We start from the raw sequence: 26438 nt of genomic DNA, 5'->3' as shown, positions 1-26438 counted from the left end.
GGCGTAGGCCTTTACGCGCAGCGAACCGCTTGGAAGGGCTTCGATCCCTCGCCGGCGGTCCTTGGCGGGGCGCTTCATGGTGCGAAACGACGCCGAACTCGCGCCACGTCTAGCCCCACGAACGGGCGAAGAGATCGACTTCAGCCCTGACCAAAGACTAAGGCCTCTGACCGATATACGCAGGTCAGAGGCCTTAGTTTCACCCGGCGAAAGGTGGTGCCCCAGGCAGGATTCGAACCTGCGACACACGGTTTAGGAAACCGATGCTCTATCCCCTGAGCTACTAGGGCTGGCAACAGCAGTCTAGCGGGGTGGCGCCACCGAGTTGACCGGAGCCCCCGACTGCCGCGAACCGGCGCGAAGCTCACGCACCGTGAACAGGCGGTTGAGGCGCCTGCGGCCGTTGGAGGGGAGTGAGGCAGGCCACCTTCTGTTGGGTAGAAACGTCAGGTAGGGAGAGGGCGTGAGCAGACCTTGGCCCGACTTCCGTCCCGGCCCGCTCGGTGCCGTCAAGGCTTGGTGGCGCCGGCGGGTGCCGAGGCGCGCCGACGACTTCACGTTCGTGCCGCCGGCCACCAGTCATCAGCAGGAGTTCGAGACGCCGTTGGCGAGTGCGGTGTACGGGCTCGACTTCCACGTCAAGTTCACCGTGGTCTGGCGGCTTGATCTTGCCACGGGGTTGCGGCACAACTCGCCTCGTAGTGCGGCGATCCACCACGTTTTGCAGCGGGCCAAGGAGATCAGCGGCAAGGCGATGTTGGTGCACCATGCCGCCCTGCAGGTGCAGTTGGGGGATGAGCTCGCCACTGAACGGCAGGTTCCCGGGACGCACGTGTGGGCCAGGGCCGAGTCGGTGAAGGTGACGGTCGGCGACCAGGATCTGGAGATGGCGAAGAAGCACATCGAGCTGCTTCGGAACTCCACGTTCAAGTTGGCCGAGCGGGACATCGAGCGGGCCGAGATCCGGTACCTGCGTGACGAGGTGCTGACGGATGTCGGTACGGCGACGATCTGGTGGTTGCAGCGCAACGGGTATCAGGTCGAGGAGGCGGTCAAGCTGGCCGATCACCTCGCGGAGCTGGTGAAGATCGCCCAGCTCGAACCTTCGAAGCACTGGGCCGACTCGCTGGTCAGCAGTGTCGAACGGGCGTTGCCCGAGCTTGAGGACGCTCATCGGCGGGACCTGAGGCAGCACCTGGCCAAGGCGTTGAGCGTCTACGGCGGGTCCGGGGTGGCCGCGGAGTTCGCTGATCAGGTCGGGTTGCCTGCGGGCGAGCAGCACACGAACGGACACGTCTAGGCTGGATCGGGTGTTGACCCAACTTCGCAGTGCCGCGGTTGTCGCCGGGTTGCGGGCGCTCGCCCGGCTCACGCCCTATGCCGAGGCGGAGCTGATCGGGCTCCGCAAGGTCGTCCGGCCTGGAGATGTCTGTGTCGACGTGGGGGCTGCGTTGGGGCTGTACACGGTGACCTTGTCGAACCTTGTCGGTCCACAAGGGACTGTGCACAGCGTTGAGCCGCTGGTGTTCGCGCATCCGGCGCTCTCCTACGTCCTCAGGCCTCGGGAGGGGCGGAACATCCGCAGGCACTCGGTGGCGCTCGGTGCGGAGAAGCAGGGGCGCGAGGTCATGAGCGTGCCGGTGCGGCATGGGGTTCCCGTCACCGGGCGGTCGTTCCTCACGGCGGGGGCCAACGGGCTGGGGTCCAACGAGGAGTTCGACCAGCACCTGGACGTGTTGGTCAAGACGGACACGTTGGACCACTTCGTCGAGGAGAACGGGATCGGCCGGCTCGACTTCGTCAAAGCCGACGTCGAGGGGGCCGAGCTCCGGGTGCTCGAGGGCGCGAAGGAGACCATCGAGCGCTTCCGGCCGGCGTTCCTGCTCGAGATCGAGGAACGGCACGTCGAGCGGTTCGGGTACCACGCCATGGATGTCGTGGACTTCCTCACCGAGCGGGGATACCGGATGACCGTTTGGAACGGCAGGGAGTGGGTGCCTGCGAACGTGATCGGGGACGGCTGCAGGAACTACCTGTTCCGCGCTTAGCCGATTGCGGCACGGCACTCGTTTGGGTAAAGAGGAGTCGTGCGAGGGTTTCGGGCGTTGGTGCCTGCCGTGGTGTGGAACGAACTGCGCAGCACCGGGATCAGGCGTGACTTCAAGGCGAACGAGACGTTGCTTGTCGAAGGTGCGCCGGACACGTCGTTGTTGGTAATGCAACGGGGGCGTGTCCGCGTGCTGAGTTCCACTCTGCTCGTGGCCGTGCGTGGTTGTGGAGATGTGCTGGGGGAGATGTCGGCGCAGGACGGCGGCACGCGGTCGGCCACGGTGATCGCGATGGAGCCGTGCGTCGCGTTCAGTCTTTCGCGGGCGGCGTTCAAGCGGGTGCTTGAGCGACACAAGGTCGGCGACAAACTTGGTCAGTACGTCGTTGCCAAGTTGCGGGAGACGGTGGCCGAGATTTCCTCCCGTGGCACGGAAGCGCGGGTACGTGACGTGGTCGAGCGGATCGCGCAGCTCGCGGAGATCGATCACCCCGAGCCTCGGGTCATCCCGCTGTCACAGTCGAAGCTCGCCGAGTCGCTCGGGCTGTCCCGCAACGCGGTCGCCAAGGCGCTCACACAGTTGTGCGAGCAGGACTTCCTGGCCTCGACCAACCCGATCCGTTTGGCTGAGTGACCTGGGTCACTTTCAAGGTGGTATTCGGTGAGCATCGCGGCGGAGCGTGCGCTGACACCGTGATCGGCATGACTGAGCCGGTGAAGGAACTGCCGCCGTACCGCGCGGTGCTCGTGGTGGACATGGAGAACTACAGCGGTCACACGGCCGCGCAGCAACGCGAGTTCACGGAGATCATTCCCGAGCTACTGCAACGGGCCTTCGAACGTGCGGGGCGCGCCGACGTGTGGGAGGAGCGGCGCTTCCCGGAAAGCACGGGTGACGGGTACGCGGTCGGATTTCGGCCTGAGTCGTTGCCGCTGTTGATCGGGCCCTTCCTGGACACGTTGCAGAGCGAACTCGCTTACTACGACCGGGTTCTGCGCTCTGGTGATCGGAAGTCCCGGCTGCGGCTACGGGCAGCGCTCACCGTGGGACCGCTGTACGAGTCGGACTCGCCCGGCCTCGGCGATGGCTGCGGCGACTGTCGCGTGGCGGCACACCGGTTGGTCGAAGCCGCTGAGGTGCGACGGATGCTCGAGCTCTCCGACCCTGATGTCACGTTCCTCGCCGCGATCATCTCGGACCGCGTGCACGAGGACGTCGTGCTGGGCGGGTACGCCACGAAACCGCCCAGCGACTACGTGCGGACATCACTGTCGGTGAAGCAATTTCGCGGTGAAGCGCATCTCCACGTTCCGAAGCCGTCCGGCGAGCTGCTGTCCCGCGGGTTCAGCGAGGAGCGGGAGACCCAGGACCAGGACGAGAAGGAGCAAGCCGGTATGAACGTCCGAAACGCCGTGTCCGGCGACGTCAACGGGGGTTCCGTCGTGCAGGCGGGCAGCATCGGACACCTCATGCAGGACAACCGCGACCAATCCCACCGGATCAGCGTCCGCGGCAACAGCAACACCGTCGCCGGGCGTGACATCAGGGGTGGCCGGTCATGACCACCTCGATCGAGGTCGACGGCAGGTACAACAGGGTCGCCGGACGCGACCTCATCACCATCAGCGCCGGCGACGGCCTTGTGCGGCAGATGTTCGGCGACCAGATCCTGCCGACCACGCTGGCCTGGCAACGGACGAGGTTCGCCGAGCCGGACGGCTACCTGGCGGTCGCGGAGTTCCTGCGCAGCAAGAAGCTCCTTGTGCTCACCGCGGCCAGCGGCGTGCGGACCGCCGCTTTGTGTCTGCTCCACGACGTCCACCGCGAGGCGCGCACCGTCGAGCACATCGAGGTCGAGCAGGGCACCGAACTCCGGGTGCATCGTGTGGCTGAGGACGCGCTGGTGCTCATCGACCTCCGCAACGTGGAGGACACCCGCCCTGTCGAGTCTCAGCTCGGTGGGTTCATCAGTGAACAGGTGCCGGACGGCCACGTCGTCATCCTGTTGTCCGGCAACGAGAGCGAGGAGTTCCAGAGCAGGTATAGGCACCTGCACCGGAACTTGCCCAAGCCCGACCCGGATGCGGTGCTCCGTGCCCACCTGCACCAGGATCTGCCGAGCGAGCAGCTTGACGCCCTGAGGAAGGACTCAGACTGGCTCGACCTGGCCCAGGGCGCTCGCCCTGCGGATGTAGCGCACCTCGCCGACCTGGTCATGCGGGCCTGGCGCGAAGGGCCACAAGGCAACCCGATCAAGGATGCGCTCGAGGCGTTCCACAAGTACGCGCATACCTTGTCGATCGAGTTCGATGGCGCCAAAGCCCGCCAGCGCAGCGTTCTTCTCGCGCTGGCGTTGGTGAACAACGGTCGGCATGAGTCGATCTACCGCGCCGAGCAGATACTGCTCGCCCTCACGAAGCACGAGGACGACGAGCCGAGCCAGGTGCTGGCGAGCGTGGGGTTCGTCAGCAGACTGGCGAACATCCGCCACGCCACGAGCTCTCCGGACCGCACCTGGTTCACCCGTCGCGATTACGACACGTCCGTGCTGAATCACGTTTGGCGCGGCTTTCCGCAGCTGCGCGTGCACATCGGTGACTGGATCATCAAGGTCGCCTTCGACGAACGGGCCCACCTGGAACCGCAGACGCGTCGTGAACTTGCAGCAAGGCTGCTGGCCCTCTGCACTGACACAAGAGACGCGAAGCCACTGCTTGCAGCGGTGAACGAGTGGGTGCACAAGGACATCGCGCTGGCCGCGGGTCTGCTGGCCGAGGCGGCGGTCGATGAGAACACCACGGTCGAGGTGCGCCGCCAGATGTACTCCTGGGCGAAGAACACCGACTTGTCCGCGCCGTTGGCCCGCGCGGTCATCGAGGCCTGCGCGGCGCAGTTCGGCACACTGCACACACAGCTTGCGCTGACCAGGCTGGGACACCTGACCGGTCACGGACGGCCGGACGTGGTGCGGCGGGTCGAGGCCGCGTTGCTCGCGCTGGCGAAGGAGCACGGGAAGGCGGACGTCGTCCTGGCGCGGATGACGGAGTGGCTTCGCGCCGGCACCGGTGAGCAGTGGGCGGTCGCGGCGGCCGTGACGCGGGAGATCACCCTGCCGGGCAACAGCTTCCGGCTACACGATCGCAACTCCGGCATCGTTGCGTGGAGGGTGATGCTGGGCAGCCCCAACCACTCGGGCGTCGATCACGGGTTGAGGGCCTGGTTCTCCGCCACGGCTGGTCTCGATGCCGTCGGCAGGGCGGCGGCGTTCGACCTGCTCCTGGACTCCGCGGGCGAAGAGGTTGGCACACTCAATCTGCTGGGCATGTGCGTGGACTGGTGGAAGCGTGAACATCCCGCAGGAAGAGCAGAAGCGCACGACGAGCTGCGAAGCCGCATCGACGCCCGGCACCCGGTGGCGCGGCGATGAACTGGTCGCGGTTTCTGCAACGCGGGCAGCAGCCGCTGCCCGCACCGCGCGTCTACCACCGCGAGCAGTGGTCGGGAACTCTCGAGGGTGCGGAGCCGGGGATCGAGTGGCGTGCCGAGTGGACGGTCGTCTGGTGGGTGGAAGGCAGTCAGAACGCGCATCCCGCCCTCGCCTCGCTCGCAGCCGTCGCCATCCGGGACCGTGCCGTTCCGCTTGTACGTGCCGAAGGCGTGAACGGCGACATGATTCAGCACGTGCTGGCCGCCGAACTCGGGCACCTGAGACCGGTCGCCGGGAACGGCCAAATGTGGGCCGGAACGGAGAACGTGCGCGTCGAGCTGACCGAGTACAGCGCGGCGTTGATCCGCCGTAGAAGGGACCGGGTCGCCGAACTCGCGGAAATCGCCCACTTGCGCGACAACGTACTTCCTGATCTTCCTCATGCCGTGCTCTGGTGGTTGCAGCGAAACGCGTACAACGTGGAAGACGCGGTTCAGAAAGCTGACATTCTCAAGGAACTGATCGAAATCGTGCGAGCGAAGCAGGTGGCCGAACCGTGGACCCAGCGGTTGTCCTCCGCGCTCGGCGAGGCCATGCCCGGCCTGGAGAAGCAGAACAGCTGGGACGTGTTCGACCAGATCCAGCGACTGATGAAGGGCTACGGTCACGGCAACGCCGCCGACGAGCTCGCACGGCACCTGGGCTGAAAGGGGCCGGAAAAGTAGAGGACGCCGACCCCTGGGGGTGGATCGGCGTCCTCATCTCGAAGGCCTACAAGCTGTAGACCTCAAGCTCGTACAGGGAGTACCCGTACTGACCGGCCCGTTGGGTGCCCGTCATCCGGAGGTATCTCGCGTCCTGTGGCGTGAACGCTACGACATCGTCGCCGCCATCGCCAGCACTTGTGGAGAAAACGTTCCGCCAGCTCGTGCCGTCATTGGAGATCTCGATGCGGTAGCCCTTGCCGAAGGCCGATTCCCATCGCAACACTGCGCGACCGATTCGTTGCACTGAGCCAAGGTCCACCTGGATCCATTGGTTGTCGTTCCAGTCGCTGGCCCAGCGGGACGACGGGTTGCCGTCCAGCGCGTTCGACGGCGGGAGGGTGTTCCAGCCCGTTTCGTGGGACGACGCGGTGGCCGTGCGGCCGGCGGCCAGGTTGGTGATGTTCTGGCCGCGGCGGGACGGGAACTGCACGACCTGCTGGTAGGTCGGGCGGTTCTGCCAGTGGATCTTGTCGTGGGTGATGCCGCCCATGGCGCGGTGGATGATCGTGTCCGCGCACCACTGGTCGCCTGCGGCGCAGTCGGCGTCGCCGGGGTAGACCTGGTTGGCCGGCTTGGCCGCGGCCGCCTGCAGGGACGTCACGAGGGCCGTGCGGCAACCGGTCAGAGTGCCGCCGCCGCAGTAGGTCTGCGGGAAGGCGCCCTGGACCGGGTCGCCCAGGACCTTGCGCAGGTCCTTGTCCACGTAGCCCCACCAGCCGTACTGGAACGAGGAACCCTTGTGCGGCGCGGCACCGTGCGTGTCGGACGGGGCCTCGTCGATCTGGGCCGCGTTCACCAGGGCGTTGTACAGGTCCGCGCCCAGTGTGGGCTTGAACTGCGCCTCGACCAGCAGGGGCCACCAGGCATCCAGAATTCGGATGGCTTCGGCGTGGGCGTAGGTCTTGCTGCCCTTGGCGGTCTCCTTGCGCAACGAGCCGGAGCGCTGCCAGTCCTTCAGCTTCTGCACGGCCGGGGCGAGGGAGGGGTCGACGGGAGTGGACTCCACCACGCGCAGCAGTTCGGGCAGCACCTGCTCGGCGCGCAGGTCGGCGACGGCCGCCTCGGCCATCACGCGGGTCAGCGACGCGCGGGTCACCTTCTGCCCGGACGAGATCAACGCCCGTACGCGCTTGTCCAGCAGGTCGCCGCGGTGCACGGCGCTGTGGCCGAACGCGCCGAAGGTGAAGTCGCGAGCCTGCTTGTTGTTCCAGGAGATGTAGTAGTCCTGGTTGATCGAGTTCGGATGCGCGGCGAACGGCATGTACGCGGCCGTGTTCTCGTCGCCGTTCCAGTTCACCCACTCGTACTCGGCGCGGCCCCACGTCGGCAGGTTCGGGTCCACTGTGGACCGGTGCACCGGGTTCAGGCCCGAGTTGAAGTAGGCGGTGTCACGGGAGTCGACGTAGAACCAGTTGAACGCGTACCCGATCTTGTCGGCCGCGCGCTGGAAGTCGGTGGCCGAACGGATCGCCGAGGGGTCGTTGAGCTCCTGGAAGCCGATGATCGAGTCGACCTCGTGCATGTAGGTCGACCGCAACGTCGTGTAGGCCACGACCTTGCCGCCGACGGTCGCGCGGCTCGTCACCAGGCCGTACTTGGTCCGGAACATCACCAGCGTGTACGAGCCGGCGGGCGTGCCGTCGGCCACTGTCGGCTTCCACGCGTTCTTGCGCTCCAGGCGTTCCATCGGCAGGCACGAACCGTGGAACAGGTAGTGCGTGGAAGCCTTCGAGGGAGCGGAACCGTCCGGGTTGCAGAGCTCGACGGCGTAGGTGTCGACGATGTCCTGGCCCGACGACGTCGCGCTCCACGAGTAGTCGACGCCACGGCCGAGCTGCACGTACATCGAGACGCCCGCGAACGAGACGCCGCGCGAACGGATGCCGGGGCCGTTGAGCTCCTGCAGCAGCAACAACTGCGGCGCGAAGTAACCGGTCTGCGGGCCCCACACGGCGATCGGGTTGCCGGTGTCCGTGAAAGCCCCCGACACGGCCAGCGCGTTCGACATGCCGTGCTTCTTGTTCAACAGGTCGGCGGGCAGCACACCGTCGGAGAAGATGCCCCGCGCCTTCGACAGTTCGTCCGAAGCCGGAACGGCGACGGCGGCACCCGTGCCGCCCACCTCGTCGTAGACCATGCGCTCCGGCGTGATGCTGCCGGCATCGGGAAGCGCCACGCCGACAGGGGAAGCGGGCGACGCCGAGTACGGGAACGACTGTCCGTCGTGGAGGGTCAGGACGGCCTCGGGGTCGTTCTGCGCCCGGAACGCCTTCCACACCTCCTCACCGGCGGCGGCGCCGTACTTGTTCTGCGCGGCCAGCTTCACCAGCGCCGACTGGACCTCGCCGCCACCGCCCGCGCCGAACAGGCCGCCGACCACCGAGGCGATGGCCACCATGTCGGTCGACTTGAACGGCTGGATGTCGTTCCAGTTCGTGATCGCGTCGGCGTGCCCGGTCAGCACGTACTCACCGGGGAAGTTCCGCGCCGCGACGGACTGCGTGATGTACGCGTTGATGCCGGAGATGTAGTCGTTGACGTCGGCCAACGCCTGCCGCCCGCGCTCACCGCCCTTCTGGGCCGCGGTGTCGATCTGCTTCTGCAGATCCGCCTCGGTGTACGGGATCTGGTTGTAGAAGCTCTGCTCCAGCACCCGGTTGCCCGGCGCGCCACCGGCGAACCCGGTCAGCTGGCCGCGGCCGAGGTGCCGGAAGATGTCCATCAGCCACAGGCGGTCCTGCGCGGCCGCGAAACCCGCGCCGAACATCGTGCCGGACCGGGTGGTGCCGGTGATGTGCGGCATGCCGATCTTCTTGTCGCGCACGATCGTCACGTCCGACCGCGGCCGGATGGTGCTCTCCACCTGGTCGGCCGGCACGCCGAACGACCCGTCGTTGAAGAAGTCGGTCAGCTGGGCGTTGGTGAGACCGCTGTAGCCGGAGACCAGGCCGTCGTACTTGCCGAGCTGGTCGGCCGAGTGCGCGGGCCGGGTGCCGAACGCCTTGTGGGTGAGGATCTCGGCCAGCGTCGCGTTGCCGTTGTTGCCGGGCGGGAGGATGTCGGCGCACTGGCCGAGGCAGTAGTCGTCGGCGGTGAACGCGGCCGCGCGCGGCTCAGTGGCCTGAGCCGCGGACGGAACGATCATGAGGGAGGCGGTGACGGCGGCGATCGCCAGCAGGGACGTCACCGGATTGGCTCTCCGCATCGCGCGAAGCTCCTCTCCGTGCAGGGCAGGCTGTTGTGACGCACGTTACTTTCCGGTACGGCTATTGCGAAAGACCTTCGCGTTTACCGAAGTGGCGCCGGAGGTCCTGTATCGATCCCGAAACCCATCAAGGACACGTATGGGCAGAAATGACGGCAGAACTGACTTCTGAATCGGATTACCGAGGCCGTATCCGTGTTTCTGGTACGGCATTCCACTCAGTGGGATTTCCAGGTTTGGTCACTCAGGGTTCCGAAAGCTCCCTCTAGCACCTGGTGACATGCCTACGCAGCGAAGTCGGCGGCCAATTCCGGTAACTGTGAACGTTGCGGGTGATCTCGAAAATCCGTTACCACATGATGAGATAACTGAGAATTAACGTGACCTTCGGCGTGCGTACGCGAAGATCGCGAACATGAGGGAGCACGGAACGCCAATGCGGGAGGCGTCGTGATCAAGGTTCTGCTGGCCGACGACGAGGACCTCGTCCGTTCCGGCCTTCGCATGATCCTGAACAGCGTCGGGGACATCGAAGTCGTTGCCGAATGCGATGACGGGCACCTGGTAGCCGACCTGGCACGCCAGCACCGTCCGCACGTTGTTCTGCTCGACATCCGGATGCGCACCTCGGACGGACTCGTGGCCCTGCGGCGGCTGCGGACCCTTCCGGATCCGCCGAGAGTCTGCATCCTGACCACGTTCGACGTCGATGAGTACGTCTCGGAGGCACTGCGGCTGGGTGCGGCGGGCTTCCTTCTCAAGGACACCGAACCGGAACAGCTCGTCAAGGCCGTGCGTGACCTCGCGCGCGGGGGAGCGGTTCTCGACCCCGGTGTCGCGGCGAGAGTCCTGGCGGCGGTCGCCGACGGCGAGCGGATGGCGGAGCCGGCCCGCAGGTTGCTGCAGAGCCTCTCCGAACGCGAGCGCGAGGTGCTCGTGCTGATCGGCCAGGGCATGTCCAACGCGGAGATCGGCGGCACCCTGCACCTGTCGGAGGCGACGGTGAAGGGCTACGTCTCGTCCGTGCTCGGCAAGATCGGCGCGGTCAACCGCGTGCAGGCCGCGCTGGTGGCCTACCGTGGCGGCCTGATCGCCTAGAAGCGGCCTGATCGACCAAACCTAGTTACCGGACACGATCTCGGGCACCTCGTCCACCGAGGGCTCGACCTCGACCCTGTTGCGGCCGTGCCTCTTGGCGCGGTACAGCGCCATGTCCGCGGCCGCGAACAGCTGGTCCAGTTTGGCCGGTCCCGCCGCCACGCCGATGCTGACGGTCGGGCGGCGGACCGCGCCGAGCACCATCGTCCAGTCGTGGCCGTCGACGGCCGCGCGGATCCGCTCGGCCACGCTCGGGCCGACGTCCATGTTCGGCCCGGTGTCGCCGAGCAGCACCACGAACTCGTCACCGGCCCAGCGCGCCACCAGGTCGTCCGCCCGGCACTCACGCCGCAGCAACGCCGCGATCTCGCGCAACGCCGCATCGCCGGTCGCGTGCCCCGCGTCGTCGTTGACGTTCTTGAACCAGTCGACGTCGACCAGCACCAGCCACGGCACCCGGCCGCGCGCGGCCGTCGACTCCAGCAACGCCGCGGCGGCGCGTTCCAGCCCGAGCCGGTTCGCCAGTCCCGTCAACGGATCGCGCGCCGCGGCTTCCTGCGCCGCCACCGCGAGACGTTGTGCCTGCACGGCCACCCGGCGCTGTTCCAACGCCTGCCCCAGGCCTTCCTGCAACGTCTCCGTGGCCGTGCGGGACGCCGCCACCGACCGCCGCAAAGCCTCGGCCTCGCCCACCGAGTCGCCCAGCGCGTGGCAGATGTCCGCGAGCTCCGTGGAGAACCGCAGCAGCAGCGACGTGTCGTTGATGCGTTCGGCGTTCGCGACCGCACGGGACGCGAGCGTGCGCGCGGTGTCGAGATCACCCTGCTCGCGGCTCACCACGGCGAGCACCCAGTTGCCGACCGAGATGCCCCAGAGATCGCCGGCGTCCAGGGACAGCCGCAGGGTCTCCCCGCCCATCTCCTCGGCCTTGTCCAGCTGGCCGACACCGGCCAGCGACCGCCCGCACGCGCCGAGGAGCGCACGCCGGTGCACCTCGTCCTTGACGATGCCCAGGCCCTCGTCGAGGTACGCCAGGGCCTCCTCGAAGATCGCCGGCGCCGCCGCGGGAGACCCCGAGCAGGCGCGGAAGTTCAGCGAACCGCCGAGCCGCTGCAGGCAGTGCGCCAGCACGTCGGTGTTGCCGCCCCGCCGCGCCACCTGCACCGACAGCCTCAGCATGTCCAGCGCCGCGCGCCGGTTGCCGATGCCCTCCATCAGATACCCGAGCGAGCCCATCGTGTGGGCCACGGCAGGGCTGTCCGAACGGTCGGCGTCGAGGTCGGTCCACCCCTCGGCGGCGAGTTCCAGGGCGAGTGGAATGCGGCCGAGCCGCCACGCCATCACGGCGCGGTTGACGAGGACGGCCGACCGGACCCAGCGGTCGGCGCCGGGGGACACCTTGGTGACCACCTCGTCGAAAAGACTGTTCGCCTCCGGCAAGCGGCCAGCGTTGAGCAACGCGCGGACCTCTTGGTCCAACCGCGGAATCTGGCCCGCTACCAGCGGATCGCGCTGCTCCACTCGATCATCGACTCCGTTCCGACTCGCCGAGCGGCCCGCACAGGCTACCGGGTCGGTCGCGCTCTGTACCGATCGTGGTGCAGGACGTCATCGAGGGGTAGTCGGTTGCGCCAACCGTGACGTTCAAGATCGGGCGTGTCAGGAAGGGATCGGACCGGTCCTACGCACAGCCATGCCACCGGACGGACCCTCGTGGGGATGTCCAGGAGACGGCGCAGCACATCTTCTCGGTAGAAGCTCACCCAGCCAACACCGAGTCCCTCCTCCGTCGCCGCGAGCCACAGGTTCTGGATGGCCAGGCACACGGAGTACAAACCCGCGTCCGCGATGGCGTGCCTGCCCAGCACCGCCGGTGAGCCCCTGTCGGGGTCGTAGGTGACCACGATGCCGAGGGTCGACTCCATGATGCCCTCGACCTTGATGCGGGAGAACGTCTCCGCCCGTTCCTCGTCGAGCTGGGCCGCGAAAACGCTGCGTTCGGCCTGAACGTGGTCGCGGAACGCCCGCCGGATCGATTCATCGCGCACGAGCACGAAGTCCCACGGCTGGGAAAGGCCAACGCTCGGTGCCGCGTGCGCGGCGGTCAGCACGCGTCGCAGCACGTCAGGAGCGATTTCCGCGCCGGAGAACTCGGCGCGGGTGTCCCTGCGCCGGTGCACTACTTCGTACAGGCTCATTCGTGCGATCGTGCCTCACTCGAAAGCACCAACTTCACGCTGGAGAGGTGGCGCTGATCTCACCTGAGGCGATACACCGATCGGATGCGAAGAATGAAAGGCGGTTACGGCTCCGCGCTCGGATTCGGCGCTGGAGTGGGCGTGACCACGTTCACCGGGGCCTGGCCGCTGCTCGCGTTGGTCCTGTTGGCGGCGGTCGTCGTGGTCGTCTCGCTGCGGACCACGATCGTCGGCGCGGCTCTCGCGGCGCTGCAGTGCTGGGGCCTCTACGCGACCTTCTTGGTGGGTGTTCGTGGCGATCTGACGGTCGACGAACACACGACCTGGGTGCTCGCGTTGCTGGTGCAGCTCGCCGCGCTGGCCTTCCTGGCCAGCGCGGCGGTCCGGGTCATCGCCCTTGTGACGGGTACGGCAACAAGGCCATCTCCCGTGCGTTCTTGACGGCCGTGGCGACCTGACGCTGCTGTTGCGGCGTCAGCCCGGTCACCCGGCGGGACCGGATCTTGCCCCGGTCCGAGATGAACTTGCGCAGCAGCGTGACGTCCTTCCAGTCGACGACGGTCACGCCCTCCTTCGCGAGCAGGTTCACCCTGCGCTTGAGCGGCCTCTTCTCGCGCATCACCAGCTCGCCTTCGACACGCCGGGCAGCTCACCGCGGTGAGCCATCTCCCGCAGCCGGATGCGGGACAGGCCGAACGCCCGGTTGTAGGCGCGCGGCCGTCCGTCCACGACGTCGCGGTTGCGCAACCGGGTCGGCGACGCGTCCCGCGGCAGCTTCTGCAGGCCCCGCAACGCTTCCGCGCGCGTCTCCGGGTGCCGCAGCATCTCCTTGAGCTCGGCCCGCCGGTCCGCGTACCGCGCCACGACCTCGCGCCGGCGCTTGTCCGCGGCGATCTTCGACTTCTTCGCCACGTCCTCAGCGCTCCTCTTTGAACTCGACGTGCCTGCGCGCCACCGGGTCGTACTTGCGCAGCACCATCCGGTCCGGGTCGTTGCGGCGGTTCTTGCGGGTCACGTAGGTGTAGCCCGTCCCGGCGGTCGACCTCATCTTGATGATCGGCCGCACGTCTGTGCTCTTGGCCATCAGACCTTCACCCCCTGCGCGCGGAGCCGGGCCACGGCGGCCTCGATGCCCATCTTGTCGACGGTCTTGATGCCCTTGGTGGACAGCGTCAGCGTCACGAACCTGTTCAGCGACGGCACGAAGTACCGCTTGCGCTGGACGTTCGGGTTCCACCGGCGGCGCGTCTTGCGTTGCGAGTGGGAGACGCGGTTGCCGAAGCCGGGCTCACGGCCCGTCAGCTGGCAGCGCACTGGTACCTCCAGGAAGTGGACGCAGATTGAAACGACTTTCGTTTTCATCTACGGTACCTCACATGGAAACCGTTGTCGTTATGGTGGCGGGGCTGGTCGACCACGACGTCGCCGTGCGGGTGTGGCGCGACCGGCCCGGGTCGGTGCTCGTACGGCACGTGGCCGCGGAAACGTGCGTGCGGCGCTGGGTCGACGGCATCGCGACCGACGTCGAACTGCTGCACGGCTGCGTGTCCTGCACCGTCCGGGAGGACCTGCGCGAACTGCTCGGCGGCTTCGCGGGCCACACGGTCGTCCTGCACCTGGACCCGCTGCTGGAACCGGACGCGGTGCGCCGCGACCTCGGCGTCGAGGTGGAGTGCGTGATCACCGTGCTGGATGCGGCGACCTGGCTCGGCGACGCTCTCGGCGAGGCGTCGATGGTCAGCGACCAGCGGACGGTGGCGCAGGTCGTCGTCGCGCAGGCCGAGGCCGCCGATGTGCTGGTGCTGCAAGGGGACGCGGACGAACGGACGCTCGCCGTGCTCGACCGGCTGGCTCCCGGCGCGCACCGCTGCACGCCGGACACGGTCGTGGTGCGCAGGAGCGCCAGGCCGCGACTGCTTCCGCTCGCGCCCGAATGCGGTGTCTCGACAGCGGTTTTCACGGCGGACCGGCCGTTCCACCCGGCCCGCCTCAACGACGCGCTCGACTCGTTGCTCGACGGCACGGTGGTGCGGTCGCGCGGCCGGTTGTGGGTCGCGGACGAGCCGGAGATCGCGCTGCACCTCGAATCCGCGGGCGGCGGCATGCACGTCGGCGAGGGCGGGCCGCGCGAGGGCAGGACCACCCAGATCGTGGCGATCACCCTCGGCGAGCCGGACGACATCACGGCGGCGTTCGCCCAAGCACTGCTCACCGACGACGAACTGTCCTTCGTGGACTCGATCCGAAAGCTGGCGATATGAAGCCCGGAATCCATCCCGACTACCACCCGGTCGTCTTCCAGGACGCGTCCACGGGCAAGACGTTCCTGACGCGCTCCACGGCCACGTCGAGCCGGACCATCGAGTGGGAGGACGGCAACAGCTACCCGCTGCTCGTCGTCGACATCACCGCCGACTCGCACCCGTTCTGGACGGGCACGCAGCGGCTCGTGGACACCGCGGGCCGGGTCGAGAAGTTCAACCGCCGCTACGGAAAGCGAGAGCGCTGATGGCCGTTCCCAAGCGCAAGACTTCACGTTCGAACACGCGGCACCGCCGGTCGCAGTGGAAGGCCACCGCGCCGGACCTGGTGCACGTCAGGACGTTGGACGGCAAGGAGCTTCTCGTTCCCCGCCGTCTCGTCGCGGCCTACAAGCGGGGCCTGCTCTAGACCGGGTGCTGGACCGTCCCGTCCGGTGAGTCGCGCCACTGGTCGAAGGGGCGGTCCAGCCTCCACCCCGTGCCGTCGTGGTCGAGCACGCGGTTCTCGCACGTGTCCACGTTGGACAGTGACTCGAACAGCTCGACGCTCCACCCGAACAACCTGCGGCACAGCAACCTGATCGTCAGACCGTGCGACACGACCAGCACCGTCTTGGGATGCGCCGCGTCCTTGTGCAGCCGGCCTTCCAGCCCGTCGAGGAACGCCGCCACCCGGTCGTCCACGTCCGCGCCGGACTCGCCGTTGGGCAGCCGGAAGAAGAAGTGCCCGAACGCGTGCCGCTGGTGCTTGAGCACCTCCTGCTGCACCGGGTCCTGGAGGTTGCCCCAGTCCTGCTCGCGCACCCGCGGTTCGGTGACGATCCGCTCCGCGGGGATCCCGAGCAGTTCGAACGTCCGCCGCGTCCGCGTGTACGGGGAGACGTAGGCCGCGACCGGCCCGTCGCCGATCAGGTCCCTGATCACCGGACCGGCGGCACGGGCCTGGTCCTCGCCGGTCTCGGTGAGCGGGAGGGCGTGGTCGGGGATGCGGCAGTAGGCGAGCTCGTCGACGTTGCCGAGGCTCTGTCCGTGGCGCAGCAGGATGATCCGCACCTCACCATCGTGCCTCAGGCCGGTGGGTGCTCCGGGCGTTACAGTGCTGGGCGAGTCGAGGAGGATGGCGTCACATGATCAAGTACGTCGCTCTGTACCGGAAGCCCGCCGACCCCGAGGGCTTCGACGAGAAGTACTTCGGCACGCACCTGCCGATCGCCGGCTCGGTGCCCGGACTCGTGCGCGCCGAGGTCGCCAAGGTCCAGCGGGTGTTCCTGGCCGGGTTCCTCGGCGACACCGAGCTCCACCTGGTCGCGGAGCTCTACTTCGAGTCCGAAGAGGCGATGAAGGCCGCCTTCAAGACGCCGGAATGGGCCTCGTCCGGCGCCAACCTGACCGAGATCGGCGGGATGGAGCTGGTCGCGATGTTCAGCGCCGAGGTCGTGGCGTGAAGGCCGTCGTCATCGGCGGCGGCACGATGGGCGCGGGCATCGCGCACCTGCTGCTCGCGCACGGCCACGACGTCACCCTGGCGGAAGCCGACGCCGACCGGGCCGAGCAGGGCAGGCTCGCCGTCAAGCGGTCGCTCGACAGGGCTCAGGAGAAGGGCAAGCTCGCCGACGCCGACGCGGTGTTCGCGCACCTGAGCACGGCCGATCTGCCCGCGGACGCCGAGCTGGTCGTCGAGGCCGTGCCGGAGAACGTGCCGCTCAAGCAGAAGGTGCTGGGCGACGCGGCGGCGCAGTGCCCGAACGCGGTCCTCGCCTCCAACACGTCGTCGTTGTCGATCTCGGACATCGCCACCGGACTGCCCGGCGAACGTGTGCTGGGCATGCACTTCTTCAACCCGGTTCCGGTGCAGCAGCTCGTCGAACTGGTGCACCACGACGGCGTCGACCCCGCGAACGTGGCCAAGGCGCGGACCTGGGCCGAACAGATGGGCAAGACCGTCATCGAGGTGCGCGACTCGCCGGGGTTCGCGACCTCACGGCTGGGCGTCGCCGTCGGCATGGAAGCGATTCGCATGCTGGAGGAAGGCGTCGCCTCCGCCGCGGACATCGACACCGGCATGAAGCTCGGCTACCGCTGGCTGATGGGCCCGCTGGAGCTCACCGACCTGGTCGGGCTCGACGTGCGGCTGGCGATCGCCGAGCACCTCGCCGCCGAGCTGGGGCCGCGGTTCGAGCCACCGCGGTTGTTGCGGGACAAGGTCGCGCGGGGTGAGCTGGGCAAGAAGTCGGGTCAGGGCTTCTTTTCCTGGTAGATAGATGTCCGTGCGCATCCGTGAGTACACCGACGACGACATCGACGCCGTGTTCCGGCTCCGCAAGCTCGCGTTCAACTCGGGCGAGCGACCGGAACGGCTGGTCAGGCCCGGCACGCGCGGACTGGTCGCCGAGATCGACGGCCGGGTCGCCGGTGTGCTCGGCATCGGCGAGTACGCGCAGTTCTACGGCGGCGCGGCGGTGCCCATGGGAGGCATCGGCGGCGTCGCCGTCGATGGTGCCTACCGCGGCCGAGGTGTGGCGAACGCGTTGCTCGACGCCGCGCTGACGGCCATGAGGGAGCACGGTCAGGCGATCTCGGCGCTCTACGCGACCGTGCCGACGCTGTACCGGGGCCGCGGCTTCGAACGCGCCGGGGTCCTGGAGTGGGTCGAGCTGCCGATGGACCGGTTGCTCTCGGTTGCGCGCCCCACCGAGCGGATCCCGTCGCGCCCGGCGGATGGGAGCGATCTCACCGCGCTGCACGACTGCTACCTCGAAGTGGCCAGGACGATCGACGGCATGGCGGACCGCCGCCCGCCGCGCATCGACGTCGAGAAGGTCCTGGAGCTGGACCTGGTGAGCGTGCTGCCCGGTCCGAACGGCCTGCGCGGCTATCTGACGGCGAGCCGCGAGCCCGGCGGCGACATGGGCCGGCTCAAGGTGCACGACCTCATCGGCGTCGACGTCGAGGCCCAGCTGAACCTTCTCGCCGCACTGGCGTCGTGGGCGGGCACGCTGGAGGCGATCGACCTGCGGATCACCGACCCGGCGACGGTGAACTTCCTCGGCGGCACGTCGTTGCGCTACTCGGTGTGGACCTCGACGTGGATGCAGCGCGTCGTGGACCTGCCCGCCGCCGTCGCCGCCAGGGGCTGGCCGCGCCTCGCGAACGCCGCCGTGGACCTGGAGATCATCGACGAGCACGCGCCGTGGCACGCGGGTCTGCAGCGCATCGTCGTGGAGGACGGCTCGGTGCGCGTCGAACCCGGCGGCACCGGCGCGGTGCGGTTGCACGCGCGAGCGCTGGGGCCGTGGTTCTCCGGTGCGCAGAACACGCATGCGTTGCGGCGCGCGGGTTTGCTGGAGGGCGACCCGGCCGACGCGGCGGCGCTGGACCAGCTCACCGGCACGTCCGGCAGCCCGCGGCTGGCGGACTTCTTCTGACGAAACCGCGCCGGCGCCACGGCGCTTTCGCCGCGGCTGATTCGTCTGGCGGGGTTCGTCAAGTAAGAATGAACGGATGTCGGGGGACCAGGACGAGGTCAGGCATGCCTACGGCGACAACATGGGTTGGCGTCTGAAGGGCTATGCGAAGAGTCTCAGCGGGCCGCCGGTCAGCGCGCGGGAGATCTCGCGTGAGGAGTTCCTGGCGATCCGGCCGCTCTTCGACGCCGAGGACAACCCGTGGCTCGTCGACCTGAACGAGGTGGTCCCGGAGATCCGCCCGCGCGTCGAGGAGGTGCTCGGCCCGCTCGACCCCGGCCAGGACTACTACGTCACCGGCTTCCCGCTCGACTGGGACAAGGACCCGGTGCAGGTCGCGCGGGACGTCCTCGACGTCCGCTACCCGCTCGCGCGGGCCGCGTTCCTGGGCGGCAGCGTGGCCTCCGGGACCTACACCGCGAACTCCGACCTGGACATGGTCGTGATCGTCGACGACCTGCCCGGCGCGTTCCGCGAGACGCTGCGGCATCGCGGCTGGCCGGTCGAGCTGTTCTGCCACACGATCGAGTCGTTCCAGGACTTCGTGGCGCGCGACACGGAAGGCCGGCGACCTCCGTTGCTGCACATGTGCGCGGAGGGGTTCCTCATGCTCGACGCCGACGGCACGGGTCAACGCATGCGTGCCGAGGCGCGTGCCCTGCTCGACGCGGGTCCTCCACTCGCGACCGTCACCGAGCTGGAGGACCGCCGCTACGGCACGACCGACCTGTTGGAAGACCTCCTCGGCGCACGCGACGAGGACGAACGGCTGTTCGTCGCGGCGAGGCTGCTGACCTGCGCCGGCGAGCTGGCGCTGGTCGTGCAGAACCGGTGGCTCGGGCACGGCAAGTGGTTGCTGCGCCGGTTGCGTGACGCCAAGGAGGACGAGCTCGTGGACTCCTACCGGGCGCTGGTGCGCGGCGAGGGCGCCGAGCGGTTCGTCGCCGTCGTGGAGGCCGTCCTGGAGTCCGCGGGAGGCCGGATGGAGGCCGGTTACCGCCGGGCAGCGCCACCTCGCTGAGCAACTACCCTCTCTGTTCGTGCTGCTCATCGTCCTGGAGCTGATCGGGATCGCCGTCTTCGCCGCCTCCGGCGCGGTGGCCGCGGTCCGCGCGCGCCTCGACGTGTTCGGCGTGACCATCCTGGCGCTCACCACCGCGCTGGGCGGCGGCATCATCCGCGACGTGCTGCTGGGCGTGCACCCGCCGACGACCTTGCGGACCTGGCCGTACCTGCTGGTCGCCGGTGGCACGGGCCTGATCGTCTTCTGGTTCCACCCGCAGGTCGCCAAGCTCCGCCGGACCGTGCTGCTGCTGGACGCCGTGGGGCTCGGCCTGTTCGTCACGTCCGGCACCACCGTCGCGCTCACTCTCGGTGCGCCCCCGTACGCGGCATGCCTCATCGGAATGACGACGGGCATCGGCGGTGGCGCACTGCGTGATCTCCTGCTGCGGGAGATTCCGTTGGTCCTGAGGAGAGAGATCTACGCCGTCGCCGCCCTGTGCGGTGCGGTCGTCGTCGCGGTCGGTGAATGGGCCGGGTTGCCGAAAGGCCTGGTCGCGCTGACTGGTGCGTCAATTATCATCACCATCAGGCTGATCGCGCTCTGGCGGAAGTGGAACGCGCCCGTCGCGCGGGGCCTCGAAGGTTAACGCCGAACTCACATCCGCAGTTAGGGCCCTTCTCAGGCGCCTCTCAGATCCCTCGGCAAGACTGCCCCCATGCGCATCCTCGTTGTCGACGACGACCGGGCGGTCAGGGAGTCACTCCGCCGCTCGCTCCAGTTCAACGGCTACCAGGTCGAGACCGCCGGAGACGGCATGCAGGCCCTGGAGTCGGTGACCGCCGCCAGGCCGGACGCGATGGTGCTCGACGTGATGATGCCGCGCCTCGACGGTCTCGAGGTGTGCCGCAGGCTGCGCAGCACCGGCGACGACCTGCCGATCCTCGTGCTGACCGCGCGTGACGCCGTGAGCGACCGGGTGTCCGGTCTGGACGCCGGTGCCGACGACTACCTGCCCAAGCCGTTCGCGCTGGAGGAGCTGCTGGCCCGGTTGCGCGCCCTGCTGCGGCGCGCCGCCCACGACGACGACGCGGCCCAGCACTCCGCCGCCGTCCTCAAGTTCGCCGACCTGGAGCTGGACCCGTCCACCCGGGACGTCCGCCGCGGTGAGCGTCCCATCAGCCTCACCCGCACCGAGTTCGCGCTGCTCGAGCTCCTGCTGGCGCACCCGCGCCAGGTGCTCACCCGCAGCCGCATCCTGGAGGACGTGTGGGGATACGACTTCCCGACCTCGGGCAACGCCCTGGAGGTCTACGTGGGGTATCTGCGCCGCAAGACGGAGGCGGAGGGCGAGCCGCGGCTGATCCACACGGTGCGTGGGGTGGGCTACGTCCTGCGGGAGACCCCTCCGTGATCTTCGAACCCCAGGGACGGCTGCAGAAGGCGTCGCTGCGGGCTCGGGTCACCTGGCTCGCGGCGTTCTGCGTCGCCGGGGCCGTGGCGCTGGTGTCGTTCGGCGCGTACATGGTCGTGCGCAAGAGCGTGTACGACGCGCTGGACGAGAGCCTGCGCACGCGTGCCGTGGCGGTCGCGACCGGCGAGAAGATCAACACGCCGGACCTCGTCGACAAGTACCCGGCGGCGTTCCTCGCGGCCGGCGACGTGAAGATGGGCGTGCTGCTCGCCGACAGCGGGCAGCTGCTCTACCCGCAGGGCGCCCAGCGGCCGCCGACGATCGAGGAGGCGTGGGACGTCGCCCAGGGTGAGCGCGACGAGTACATCTGGACCGACCACAAGACCGAGTCGCGGGTCATCGCCGTCAAGTACCAGCCGGACCAGGCGATCATCATCGCCCAGTCGATGTCGCCGCAACGGACGACGCTCGCCAAGCTCAGCGTGGTCCTGCTGCTCATCGGCGGTGCCGGTGTGCTGCTGGCGGCCATCGCGGGCACGGCCGTCGCCCGCACGGGCCTGCGGCCGGTGCAACGGCTGCGAGAGGCCACCGAACGCGTCGCGAACACGGGCGACCTGACGCCGATCCCGGTGTCGGGCGACGACGAGCTCGCGCGGCTGACGCACAGCTTCAACGCGATGCTGGGCGCGGTCGCCGAGTCGCAGGAACGGCAACGCCGGCTGGTCGCCGACGCGGGCCACGAGCTGCGCACGCCGTTGACGTCCATGCGCACGAACCTGGAGCTGCTGCTCGCGTCGGAACGCCCGGACGCCCCCACGTTGTCCGACGAGGACAAGCGGGAGATCCAGTCGGACGTGCGCGCGCAGCTCGACGAGCTGACCACGCTGATCGGTGACCTGGTCGAACTGGCCCGCGAGGACGCCCCGCAGGTGATCCACGAGCCCGTCGACCTCGTCGAGGTGATCGAACGGTCGATGGACCGCGCGCGCCGCCGCGCCTCGAACGTCACGTTCGACGTGCAGCTGCAACCGTGGACACTTCTGGGTGATTCCAGTGCTCTGGAACGCGCGGTGCTGAACCTCCTCGACAACGCCGTGAAGTTCAGCCCTTCGGGTTCGGCGGTGCGGCTGCACCTCCGCCAGATCGGCGACGGCAGCGCCGTGGTGGAGGTCGCGGACGCGGGTCCCGGCATCGCGGATGCCGATCTACCTCACGTTTTCGAGCGGTTCTACCGTTCGTCCGAGGCGCGGACCCTGCCGGGCTCCGGTCTCGGGCTCGCCATCGTCAAGCAGGTGGCACAGCGTCACGGCGGCACGGCCACGGCGGGCAGAGCCCCCGAGGGCGGGGCCCTGTTCACGTTGCGCCTACCCGGACGTCCGTAAGGTGGGGCCTGTGAGTCATCGCGTGAACGACGATTCTTCGTCGACCTGGGAGACGACGCCTCCCGCCGGGGACGGCCCTGCGCACTCCGCCTACGAGGACGCCCCCGCGCCGAGGTTCTCCAAGAAGAAGGCGAAGAAGAAGCAGCCGTTCTGGAAAGAGCTGCTGGTCATCTTCAGCGTGGCGCTGCTGCTGACCGTGGTCATCCAGACGTTCGTCGCACGCGTGTTCGTCATCCCGTCGGCCTCGATGGAGACGACCCTGCACGGCTGCACGGGCTGCGTGAACGACAAGGTGCTGGTCGAGAAGATCACGTACCTGTTCAGCGACCCCAGGCCGGGCGACGTCGTCGTCTTCCGCGGCCCGCCGAACTGGACCGGCGGCAAGGAACCCCCGAACTTCGTGGTCGGCACGCTGCAGGACCTCGGCTCGATGGTGAACCTGTCCGAGCCCAGCGGCACGGACTTCATCAAGCGCGTCATCGCCGTCGGCGGCCAGACCGTCGAGTGCTGCGACGACGAGGGCCGCGTCCTCGTCGACGGCAAGCCGCTGGACGAGCCGTACCTGAACTTCGGCGGCGGCCCGCGCCAGCAGGACTCGTTCGAGAAGATCACCGTGCCCGCGGGCAAGCTGTGGGTGATGGGTGACAACCGGAACAACTCGTCCGACTCGCGCAAGCACGGCGACCCCACGCCTGCCGACGGCGCGGTCCCGGTCGAGAACGTCATCGGCAAGGCCCGCGTGATCGTCATCCCGGTCGGCCGGTGGGGCACGATCTCGGACCACAACCCGCAGACCGGCGGGAACTAGGTTTTCTGAGCTGCGAAAAAGGGGCGAGGACCACGTGGTCCTCGCCCCCTTCTCGTTCGGGCCTAGCCCTTCGTCGACCCCAGGGTCAGCCCGCCCACGAACTGGCGTTGGAGTACGAAGAACACGACCAACGTCGGCAGCGCCACCAGCAGCGACCCCGCCGCGATCAGGTTGTTGTCGGTGAAGAACGTGCCCTTGAGGTTCTGCAACGCCGACGTCACCGGCATCTTGTCGCCGTCCTGGATCAGCACCAACGCCCACAGGAAGTCGTTGTAGATCCAGGTGAACTCCAGCGTCGCCAGCGCGGCCAGCACCGGCCGGCACAACGGCAGGGTCAGCTGCCAGTACTGCCGGAACACCGAGGCGCCGTCCACCCGCGCGGCCTCGGTGAGCTCGAACGGGATGGTCTTCATGTAGTTCGACAGCACGAACGTGCAGAAGCCCATCTGGAACGCGATGTGGATCAGGATCACGCCGAGCGCCGAGTCGATCAGCGACTCGCTCTCCGACAGCCACACCGGCAGCTCGATCAGCCGGTACAGCCGCCACAGCGGCGTCACGATCACCTGCTGCGGCAACAGGTTGCCCGCGGTGAACAGCATCAGCAGCGCGATGTTGAACTTGAAGCTGAAGCGGGACACCCCGAACGCCACCATCGAGCTCAGCAGCAGCGTGATGATCAGTGCGGGAACGGTGATCAGGAAGGTGTTCCAGTAGAAGTGCGGCAGGTCGCCGATCTCCCACGCCTTCGCGAAGTTGTCGAACGTCAGCGACTTCGCGATGGAGAAGTAGCCGTTGACCGACGTGTCCTCGTACGTCCTCAGTGACGCGTAGACCGCCCACAGCAGGGGTGCCAGCGTCATCAGGCACGTCAGGATCAGGAACACGTGCAGCGCGACGCGGGCCGGCCGCACCGTCTTCTTCGTCACGGGGACCGTGGGGCGTTCCAAGGTGGCCGTCACGTCCGGTTCTCCTTGCTGAACACCTGGTACAGGTACGTGATGATGAAGCCGAGCGAGATCGTCAGCAGCACCACGGCGACCGCGGAACCGCGGCCGATCCGGGAAGCCTCACCGATGATGTTGTCGGTCACGAGCACCGACAGCAGCTCCAGTCCGTTGCGCCCCTTGTTGATGACGTACACGATGTCGAACGCGCGCAGCGCCTCGATCACCGTCACCACCAGCACGACGATGTTCACCGGCTTCATCACGGGGAACGTCACGCGGAAGAACGTCTGGGAGGCCGAGGCGCCGTCCAGTGCCGCCGCTTCCTTCAACGCGGGGTCCACGGACTTCAGGCCCGCCAGGTACAGCAGCATGATGTAGCCGGTGTGGCGCCACGCGGCCGCGACGAGCACCGCGTAGAGGTTGATGTCCGAGTCGCCGATCCAGTCGACGGGATCGTCGGTCAACCCCAGCAACGAGTTCAGCAGGCCGCCGTCCGGCGTGTAGATCAGCTGCCAGATGAAGCCGACCAGCGCGAGCGACAGCACCATCGGCATGTACAGCGCGCTCTGGTAGATCCGGCTGAACCGGAGCTCGCGGTCCAGCAGCACCGCCAGCAGCAGGCCCGCCGACGTCGGCACGACCAGCAGGAACAGCAGCCAGATCAGGTTGTGCTGCACCGCCGGCCAGAACCGCGGGTACTCGGTGAAGATCTCGACGTAGTTGCCGACACCGATCCAGTCGATGTCCTCGAAGCCGCCGATGCCGTTCCACTCGCTGAACGACAGCGCGACCGAGCCCAGCGTCGGGATCCACACGAACAGCAGGTGCACGATCGTGGGGACGCCGAGCATGAGCCCCAGCACCAGTTTGTCCGTGCCCGCCAGCGCCGTGGCACGCTTTCCACGCCGACGAGGCGGCGGCCCGTCGGGGGCCACCGCCTTCGGCTTCTCCTGCACCGCGGTCACTTGAAGATGTTCTTCGCCTGGTCGGCCATGCCCTTGAGCACGGAGTCGATGTTGCCGGGATCCTTGATGAACTCGATGAGGCCGTTGGTCGCCGCCTCGCTCGCGAAGCCGGGGTCGGTGTCGCGGTCGAGGAACTGCGTGATGTGCTTGGCGTTCTTGATGACCTCGGACGCCTTCTTCTGCAGCGAGTTGTAGCCGGAGGTGTCCGCCTTCTGGTTGGTCGCGACCGCGGTCGGGTCGGCCTTCAGGTAGGCGAGCTGCGGCTCGGCCGAGGACAGGTACTCCAGCAGCTTCAGGCCACCGTCCGAGTTGGACGGCTTCTTCGCCATCATGTAGCCGTCGATCGGCGCCTCGACCGTGTCGGTGCCGTGCGCCGGGTTGATCTCCGGGAACGGGAAGAAGTCGAGGTCCTCCTTCTCGGCGTCGGGGAACTGCTGACCCACGAACGCGCCGAGCAGGTACATGCCGGACTTCTTCTGCTGCAACGACTGCGCGGCTTCCTGCCACTCGCGGCCGAGCGCGTTCTCCTGGTGGAACGGCAGCAGCCGCTTCCAGGTGTCGAAGACGTCCTTGACCCGCTTGTCCTGCCAGTCTTCCTTGCCCGCCAGCAGGTCCACGTGGAACTGGTAGCCGTTGATGCGGAAGTTGAGCTGGTCGAACGTGCCCATGCCCGGCCAGCCCTGCTTCTGCGCGAAGGCGATCGGGATCAGGCCGTCGGACTTCATCTTCGTGGCGAGCGCGACGAACTCGTCGAGGTTCTTCGGCACCGCGTAGCCGCGTTCCTGCCAGAGGCTCTTGCGGTAGAACATGCCCCACGGGTACTGCGTGAACGGCACGAAGTACTGCTTGCCGTCCGAGCCCGTCGACGCCTGCTTGAGGGCGTCGGAGTAGTTGCCGCCGATCTTGCCCCACAGGTCGGAGAGGTCGCCGGTGAGGCCCTGGTCGGCGAAGAACCGCATGCGGTAGCCGGCGAACCACGCGAGCACGTCGTCCGGCTTGCCCTGCAGGTAGTTGTTGATCTGCTCCTGGTACTGCTCGTGCTGCTTGGTGTTGATCGTGACGGTCAGGCCGCCGGACTGGCCCTCGAAGGCCTTGATCGCGGCCGTGATGGCGTCCTTCGGGACCTGGTCGGACAGGTTGTTGCCGAACGTGACGACCTTGGAGTCGCCACCCGAGCCGGAGCCGCCGCCGCACGCCGTGAGACCACCGGTCGCGGCGACGCCCGCACCGGCCAGCATGATCCGCAGCATCGCGCGCCGACCGAAGTGCGGTAACGGAGTGGAACCAGGCGTGTGCAGAACCATCATCGCTCCTACGGGTGACACTCGCTCGTGCGAACCGAACAGGACTCAAACAAAGTTGCGCACAATGTGGTCTGAGGCACACAGCCTGTCAAGCCCTGTTACGCAGCTGTTAAGCCAGTGCACGGTGTGTTCCGGCCCCGATCC

Annotated in this window: 30 protein-coding genes and 1 tRNA gene; 19 read left to right on the top strand and 12 right to left on the bottom strand. The window is 68.0% G+C overall.

The annotated features are described in order from the left end of the window. Positions 1–214 precede the first annotated feature (214 nt). A tRNA-Arg gene (locus ACRSBM_RS37055) sits at positions 215–290 on the bottom strand. A gap of 173 nt (positions 291–463) precedes the next feature. Between ACRSBM_RS37055 and ACRSBM_RS37050 the strand changes: the two genes are divergently transcribed. The 6 genes from ACRSBM_RS37050 (at position 464) to ACRSBM_RS37025 (ending at position 6182) form a co-directional block, all read left to right on the top strand. Further along, on the top strand, positions 464–1300 hold the full coding sequence (locus tag ACRSBM_RS37050; RefSeq protein WP_434451050.1) for a hypothetical protein: 837 nt from the start codon (positions 464–466) through the stop codon (positions 1298–1300). Positions 1301–1310: 10 nt separating this feature from the next. Continuing rightward, entirely contained in the window at positions 1311–2048 is a 738-nt protein-coding gene (locus ACRSBM_RS37045) for an FkbM family methyltransferase (RefSeq protein ID WP_434451047.1), read from the top strand. 39 nt (positions 2049–2087) lie between these two features. After that, on the top strand, positions 2088–2681 hold the full coding sequence (locus ACRSBM_RS37040; RefSeq protein ID WP_434451044.1) for a Crp/Fnr family transcriptional regulator: 594 nt from the start codon (positions 2088–2090) through the stop codon (positions 2679–2681). Positions 2682–2749: 68 nt separating this feature from the next. Beyond that, on the top strand, positions 2750–3610 hold the full coding sequence (locus ACRSBM_RS37035; protein ID WP_434451041.1) for a hypothetical protein: 861 nt from the start codon (positions 2750–2752) through the stop codon (positions 3608–3610). Next, positions 3607–5475 carry a hypothetical protein gene (locus ACRSBM_RS37030; protein WP_434451038.1) on the top strand — a complete coding sequence of 623 codons (1869 nt, stop codon included), beginning with the start codon at positions 3607–3609 and terminating at the stop codon, positions 5473–5475. The genes ACRSBM_RS37035 and ACRSBM_RS37030 overlap by 4 nt, the downstream gene beginning before the upstream one ends. 137 nt (positions 5476–5612) lie before the next feature. Next, positions 5613–6182: a hypothetical protein gene (locus tag ACRSBM_RS37025; RefSeq protein WP_434451035.1), complete on the top strand. Its 570-nt coding sequence runs from the start codon at positions 5613–5615 to the stop codon at positions 6180–6182. Positions 6183–6246: 64 nt separating this feature from the next. On the opposite strand, the gene ACRSBM_RS37020 is transcribed toward ACRSBM_RS37025, so the two are convergent. Next, positions 6247–9447 carry a penicillin acylase family protein gene (locus ACRSBM_RS37020; RefSeq protein ID WP_434451032.1) on the bottom strand — a complete coding sequence of 1067 codons (3201 nt, stop codon included), beginning with the start codon at positions 9445–9447 and terminating at the stop codon, positions 6247–6249. Positions 9448–9897: 450 nt separating this feature from the next. Between ACRSBM_RS37020 and ACRSBM_RS37015 the strand changes: the two genes are divergently transcribed. After that, positions 9898–10545 carry a response regulator gene (locus ACRSBM_RS37015; protein ID WP_434451029.1) on the top strand — a complete coding sequence of 216 codons (648 nt, stop codon included), beginning with the start codon at positions 9898–9900 and terminating at the stop codon, positions 10543–10545. A 21-nt stretch (positions 10546–10566) separates the two neighbouring features. On the opposite strand, the gene ACRSBM_RS37010 is transcribed toward ACRSBM_RS37015, so the two are convergent. Together ACRSBM_RS37010 and bluB are read right to left on the bottom strand one after the other, a co-directional pair. Beyond that, complete coding sequence (locus tag ACRSBM_RS37010; protein WP_434451026.1) at positions 10567–12024, bottom strand: diguanylate cyclase; 1458 nt, start codon at positions 12022–12024, stop codon at positions 10567–10569. Between the two features lie 86 nt (positions 12025–12110). Then, positions 12111–12743: a 5,6-dimethylbenzimidazole synthase gene (bluB, locus tag ACRSBM_RS37005; RefSeq protein ID WP_434451023.1), complete on the bottom strand. Its 633-nt coding sequence runs from the start codon at positions 12741–12743 to the stop codon at positions 12111–12113. An 84-nt stretch (positions 12744–12827) separates the two neighbouring features. Here bluB and ACRSBM_RS37000 point away from each other — a divergent pair, with 84 nt between their 5' ends. Then, positions 12828–13184 carry a hypothetical protein gene (locus tag ACRSBM_RS37000; RefSeq protein ID WP_434451020.1) on the top strand — a complete coding sequence of 119 codons (357 nt, stop codon included), beginning with the start codon at positions 12828–12830 and terminating at the stop codon, positions 13182–13184. On the opposite strand, the gene rpsR is transcribed toward ACRSBM_RS37000, so the two are convergent. Genes rpsR through rpmB form a run of 4 tightly spaced genes read right to left on the bottom strand, consistent with a single transcriptional unit; the run spans position 13132 to position 14105 of the window. Beyond that, on the bottom strand, positions 13132–13362 hold the full coding sequence (rpsR, locus tag ACRSBM_RS36995; protein WP_319969725.1) for a 30S ribosomal protein S18: 231 nt from the start codon (positions 13360–13362) through the stop codon (positions 13132–13134). The genes ACRSBM_RS37000 and rpsR overlap by 53 nt on opposite strands. Next, positions 13362–13655, bottom strand: a complete 294-nt coding sequence (gene rpsN, locus ACRSBM_RS36990) for a 30S ribosomal protein S14 (RefSeq protein ID WP_434451017.1) — start codon at positions 13653–13655, stop codon at positions 13362–13364. The genes rpsR and rpsN overlap by 1 nt, the downstream gene beginning before the upstream one ends. Before the next feature lie 4 nt (positions 13656–13659). Further along, positions 13660–13827: a 50S ribosomal protein L33 gene (rpmG, locus tag ACRSBM_RS36985; protein WP_030481361.1), complete on the bottom strand. Its 168-nt coding sequence runs from the start codon at positions 13825–13827 to the stop codon at positions 13660–13662. After that, positions 13827–14105, bottom strand: coding sequence for a 50S ribosomal protein L28 (gene rpmB, locus ACRSBM_RS36980; protein WP_434451013.1), 279 nt, complete (start codon positions 14103–14105; stop codon positions 13827–13829). The genes rpmG and rpmB overlap by 1 nt, the downstream gene beginning before the upstream one ends. Before the next feature lie 14 nt (positions 14106–14119). On the opposite strand from rpmB, the gene ACRSBM_RS36975 reads away from it, so the two are divergent. Genes ACRSBM_RS36975 through rpmF form a run of 3 tightly spaced genes read left to right on the top strand, consistent with a single transcriptional unit; the run spans position 14120 to position 15413 of the window. After that, positions 14120–15004, top strand: a complete 885-nt coding sequence (locus tag ACRSBM_RS36975; protein WP_434451010.1) for a GTP-binding protein — start codon at positions 14120–14122, stop codon at positions 15002–15004. After that, entirely contained in the window at positions 15001–15252 is a 252-nt protein-coding gene (locus ACRSBM_RS36970; protein ID WP_086666239.1) for a type B 50S ribosomal protein L31, read from the top strand. Before ACRSBM_RS36975 ends, ACRSBM_RS36970 begins: the two co-directional genes overlap by 4 nt. After that, positions 15252–15413, top strand: coding sequence for a 50S ribosomal protein L32 (rpmF, locus tag ACRSBM_RS36965; RefSeq protein WP_434451006.1), 162 nt, complete (start codon positions 15252–15254; stop codon positions 15411–15413). The genes ACRSBM_RS36970 and rpmF overlap by 1 nt, the downstream gene beginning before the upstream one ends. Here rpmF and ACRSBM_RS36960 read toward each other — a convergent pair. Continuing rightward, the gene (locus ACRSBM_RS36960) at positions 15410–16057 is read right to left on the bottom strand and encodes a histidine phosphatase family protein (RefSeq protein ID WP_434451004.1); all 648 of its coding nucleotides are present in this window, start codon (positions 16055–16057) and stop codon (positions 15410–15412) included. The two genes, rpmF and ACRSBM_RS36960, sit on opposite strands and share 4 nt — an antisense overlap. Before the next feature lie 74 nt (positions 16058–16131). On the opposite strand from ACRSBM_RS36960, the gene ACRSBM_RS36955 reads away from it, so the two are divergent. The 8 genes from ACRSBM_RS36955 to lepB all read left to right on the top strand — a co-directional run bounded on the left by ACRSBM_RS36955 (position 16132) and on the right by lepB (position 23075). After that, entirely contained in the window at positions 16132–16449 is a 318-nt protein-coding gene (locus ACRSBM_RS36955; protein WP_434451001.1) for an EthD family reductase, read from the top strand. Next, positions 16446–17261 carry a 3-hydroxyacyl-CoA dehydrogenase family protein gene (locus ACRSBM_RS36950; RefSeq protein ID WP_434450998.1) on the top strand — a complete coding sequence of 272 codons (816 nt, stop codon included), beginning with the start codon at positions 16446–16448 and terminating at the stop codon, positions 17259–17261. Before ACRSBM_RS36955 ends, ACRSBM_RS36950 begins: the two co-directional genes overlap by 4 nt. A 4-nt stretch (positions 17262–17265) precedes the next feature. Continuing rightward, positions 17266–18429 (top strand): GNAT family N-acetyltransferase, encoded by a 1164-nt coding sequence (locus ACRSBM_RS36945; protein ID WP_434450996.1) that lies wholly within the window; start codon positions 17266–17268, stop codon positions 18427–18429. Between the two features lie 76 nt (positions 18430–18505). Continuing rightward, a complete protein-coding gene (locus ACRSBM_RS36940) occupies positions 18506–19489 on the top strand; it encodes a nucleotidyltransferase domain-containing protein (protein WP_434450994.1) in 984 nt (327 codons plus the stop codon). Positions 19490–19508: 19 nt separating this feature from the next. Further along, positions 19509–20120 carry a trimeric intracellular cation channel family protein gene (locus ACRSBM_RS36935; protein WP_434450992.1) on the top strand — a complete coding sequence of 204 codons (612 nt, stop codon included), beginning with the start codon at positions 19509–19511 and terminating at the stop codon, positions 20118–20120. 69 nt (positions 20121–20189) lie between these two features. Continuing rightward, positions 20190–20885 carry a response regulator transcription factor gene (locus tag ACRSBM_RS36930; RefSeq protein ID WP_434450990.1) on the top strand — a complete coding sequence of 232 codons (696 nt, stop codon included), beginning with the start codon at positions 20190–20192 and terminating at the stop codon, positions 20883–20885. Continuing rightward, complete coding sequence (locus ACRSBM_RS36925; RefSeq protein WP_434450988.1) at positions 20882–22267, top strand: sensor histidine kinase; 1386 nt, start codon at positions 20882–20884, stop codon at positions 22265–22267. Before ACRSBM_RS36930 ends, ACRSBM_RS36925 begins: the two co-directional genes overlap by 4 nt. A gap of 10 nt (positions 22268–22277) precedes the next feature. Beyond that, entirely contained in the window at positions 22278–23075 is a 798-nt protein-coding gene (gene lepB / locus ACRSBM_RS36920) for a signal peptidase I (RefSeq protein ID WP_434450986.1), read from the top strand. 62 nt (positions 23076–23137) lie between these two features. Here lepB and ACRSBM_RS36915 read toward each other — a convergent pair whose 3' ends face one another. From ACRSBM_RS36915 to ACRSBM_RS36905, 3 genes are read right to left on the bottom strand one after another with little or no spacing between them, the layout of a single operon-like run. Next, positions 23138–24037 (bottom strand): carbohydrate ABC transporter permease, encoded by a 900-nt coding sequence (locus ACRSBM_RS36915; RefSeq protein WP_434450984.1) that lies wholly within the window; start codon positions 24035–24037, stop codon positions 23138–23140. Then, positions 24034–24990, bottom strand: coding sequence for a carbohydrate ABC transporter permease (locus ACRSBM_RS36910; RefSeq protein WP_434450983.1), 957 nt, complete (start codon positions 24988–24990; stop codon positions 24034–24036). Before ACRSBM_RS36910 ends, ACRSBM_RS36915 begins: the two co-directional genes overlap by 4 nt. Continuing rightward, on the bottom strand, positions 24987–26294 hold the full coding sequence (locus ACRSBM_RS36905; protein ID WP_434450981.1) for an ABC transporter substrate-binding protein: 1308 nt from the start codon (positions 26292–26294) through the stop codon (positions 24987–24989). Before ACRSBM_RS36905 ends, ACRSBM_RS36910 begins: the two co-directional genes overlap by 4 nt. Between the last annotated feature and the right edge of the window lie 144 nt (positions 26295–26438).

The organism is Lentzea xerophila (assembly GCF_051094245.1).
GTDB lineage: Bacteria > Actinomycetota > Actinomycetes > Mycobacteriales > Pseudonocardiaceae > Lentzea > Lentzea xerophila.
This window is presented reverse-complemented; position numbering and strand designations above follow the sequence as displayed.

Coding starts and splice junctions, on each gene's coding strand:
- rpmG (WP_030481361.1), bottom strand. CDS start 13,827: ATGGCCAAGAGCACAGACGTGCGGCCGATCATCAAGATGAGGTCGACC.
- ACRSBM_RS36905 (WP_434450981.1), bottom strand. CDS start 26,294: ATGGTTCTGCACACGCCTGGTTCCACTCCGTTACCGCACTTCGGTCGG.
- ACRSBM_RS37030 (WP_434451038.1), top strand. CDS start 3,607: ATGACCACCTCGATCGAGGTCGACGGCAGGTACAACAGGGTCGCCGGA.
- ACRSBM_RS36955 (WP_434451001.1), top strand. CDS start 16,132: ATGATCAAGTACGTCGCTCTGTACCGGAAGCCCGCCGACCCCGAGGGC.
- ACRSBM_RS36970 (WP_086666239.1), top strand. CDS start 15,001: ATGAAGCCCGGAATCCATCCCGACTACCACCCGGTCGTCTTCCAGGAC.
- ACRSBM_RS36940 (WP_434450994.1), top strand. CDS start 18,506: ATGTCGGGGGACCAGGACGAGGTCAGGCATGCCTACGGCGACAACATG.
- ACRSBM_RS36945 (WP_434450996.1), top strand. CDS start 17,266: ATGTCCGTGCGCATCCGTGAGTACACCGACGACGACATCGACGCCGTG.
- ACRSBM_RS36975 (WP_434451010.1), top strand. CDS start 14,120: ATGGAAACCGTTGTCGTTATGGTGGCGGGGCTGGTCGACCACGACGTC.
- rpmF (WP_434451006.1), top strand. CDS start 15,252: ATGGCCGTTCCCAAGCGCAAGACTTCACGTTCGAACACGCGGCACCGC.
- bluB (WP_434451023.1), bottom strand. CDS start 12,743: ATGAGCCTGTACGAAGTAGTGCACCGGCGCAGGGACACCCGCGCCGAG.
- ACRSBM_RS36930 (WP_434450990.1), top strand. CDS start 20,190: ATGCGCATCCTCGTTGTCGACGACGACCGGGCGGTCAGGGAGTCACTC.
- rpmB (WP_434451013.1), bottom strand. CDS start 14,105: ATGAAAACGAAAGTCGTTTCAATCTGCGTCCACTTCCTGGAGGTACCA.
- ACRSBM_RS37020 (WP_434451032.1), bottom strand. CDS start 9,447: ATGCGGAGAGCCAATCCGGTGACGTCCCTGCTGGCGATCGCCGCCGTC.
- ACRSBM_RS37000 (WP_434451020.1), top strand. CDS start 12,828: ATGCGAAGAATGAAAGGCGGTTACGGCTCCGCGCTCGGATTCGGCGCT.
- rpsR (WP_319969725.1), bottom strand. CDS start 13,362: ATGCGCGAGAAGAGGCCGCTCAAGCGCAGGGTGAACCTGCTCGCGAAG.
- ACRSBM_RS37035 (WP_434451041.1), top strand. CDS start 2,750: ATGACTGAGCCGGTGAAGGAACTGCCGCCGTACCGCGCGGTGCTCGTG.